The following is a 1638-nucleotide window of genomic DNA, read 5'->3' on the forward strand; positions in this document are numbered from 1 at the left end:
GGTGAGAAAGCTTTCCGGATTATAGTCGCGGATCCTGGCATGGCCGTTGAGGCAACCATTGACCAGGCTCTGCCCTTCGGAAAACGCCGCCCCTTCCGGTGCAAATATGTGCCCATGAACACGCGCCCCGGTGGTTCGAGCCAGCCAGGTTTCAAAATCGTCGAACAGTTCGGCAAAGCCCTGAAACACTGAATAAGGGCTGGAAGTGATACCATTCTCCGAGCCTTGGCCGGGAAACCGGCTTTGCATGTACAAACCGGGTCTGCCGCGGGTGCGCCGCTCTACCGCCTTGGCAAAAATCCGGTCGATTTTGCCCGGGTTCGGCTCGGTCCGCTTCATCGCGCCGGCAGAGTCGGTCAGAAACGCCTGATACAGACGTTCTGCATGTGGCCAGATCTTGCGGGCAACAAAGCAGTCTGACCGGCGCAGAAGCTGCAAATGATCATCGTAGAAGATATGCGGCTTACCCTGGAAATCGAATTTCGACAACGTCAGCGAGCGGCTTTCGATATTGCTGGAATACTGCCGCACCAAAGTCTGGAAATAGCTCTCATCCGGAATCCAGACCTTGCGGAAATAGGTATCATAAACCGGACGTTCAGGATCCTCCAGGATCGCCGACAGGGTTTGCCGGGTCAGGCACCACCACTGGCTCCCCATATGCGGCACCAGCCCGGGGGGAACCCGGCGCCTGATGCGCAACTTGCGCTGCAAATCCACGTAGCGGTCGAACAGATAGCGGTGTTTCTTCCAGGAAAACGGGAACCGCAAAGTGAACCGCTCGTGGCTGAGCCCGCCGACAATCCATGGCACATCCGCAGTGGTGGCGCTTTCGATGAAATCGGTGCGCGGGCGGGCAGCCAGGTAATCGATCAGCTCCTGCACAGGCCGGAGCGGCAGGCACGACCCGGAGGCCAGATAGACATGGCGCACTAACGGAAACTCCGCCAGCATCACCTCGGACGCCGATTGCGACGCGGCAACAATCCCCCAAGTGCCCCATTCGCACCGGTGGCGGGCGGAAAACCGGACCAGCGGATCATCCGCCAGCACGTCTTTGAAACGGGTGAACGCCTGATGCCCGACGTTGCGGTCCACATGCAGCACCACCGGGCAACCGCTGGCGGTCCAGTGCCGCACCACCTGCGCTGCCCGATCCAGCGCGGTATGCACAAGCATGACGACCCCAACCGCGCTCATGCCCAGTTTCCTTTGGACATCATCCCCAAAATTTCAAGCTGGCGCCAGTTGATGTATTTTTCACTCCATTTGCACCACAGCTCCGGCTGCTCCGCCAGTTTGCCTGCATAAGCCTTATACTCTGTGGAGCTGGCATAATGCTGCCCGCGGACCAGCTCCTCCTGCGCCTTTACGGTAAAGGTATCGAGGAACTTGGTATGCAGCAGCGCCCCGCTTGCCTTCTCGCCGCCATCAGCCTCGTAGACCTGGTTCAATCCGCGCGGCAGCAGCGCGTGGGTAGAGCTGGCATAGGCATAGCGGCGGTGCCATTTGACGAGCGGTATCTTGTTCAGCGCCGGCGCCCGTTGGGGCTGATCTGCAAAGAAGACCCGTGATCGCGGCCCGCCCTGAATCCACAAATTGCCGTATTCCGGGTTGCGGCTGATCGTGTAGTTGCCG

General features: G+C 59.6%; 1 protein-coding gene and 1 pseudogene. Both read right to left on the reverse strand.

What is annotated here, in order from left to right; translation table 11 throughout:
* Window positions 1-1200: beta-1,6-N-acetylglucosaminyltransferase (locus A2I95_RS36350; protein ID WP_291737365.1), on the reverse strand; the 1200-nt coding region annotated here is incomplete at its 3' end.
* Window positions 1197-1638, reverse strand: a pseudogene (locus A2I95_RS36355) (glycosyltransferase family 2 protein); the annotation flags it as partial. The pseudogene A2I95_RS36355 and the gene A2I95_RS36350, both read right to left, overlap by 4 nt.

The sequence above is a fragment of the Leisingera sp. F5 genome (assembly GCF_001593695.1).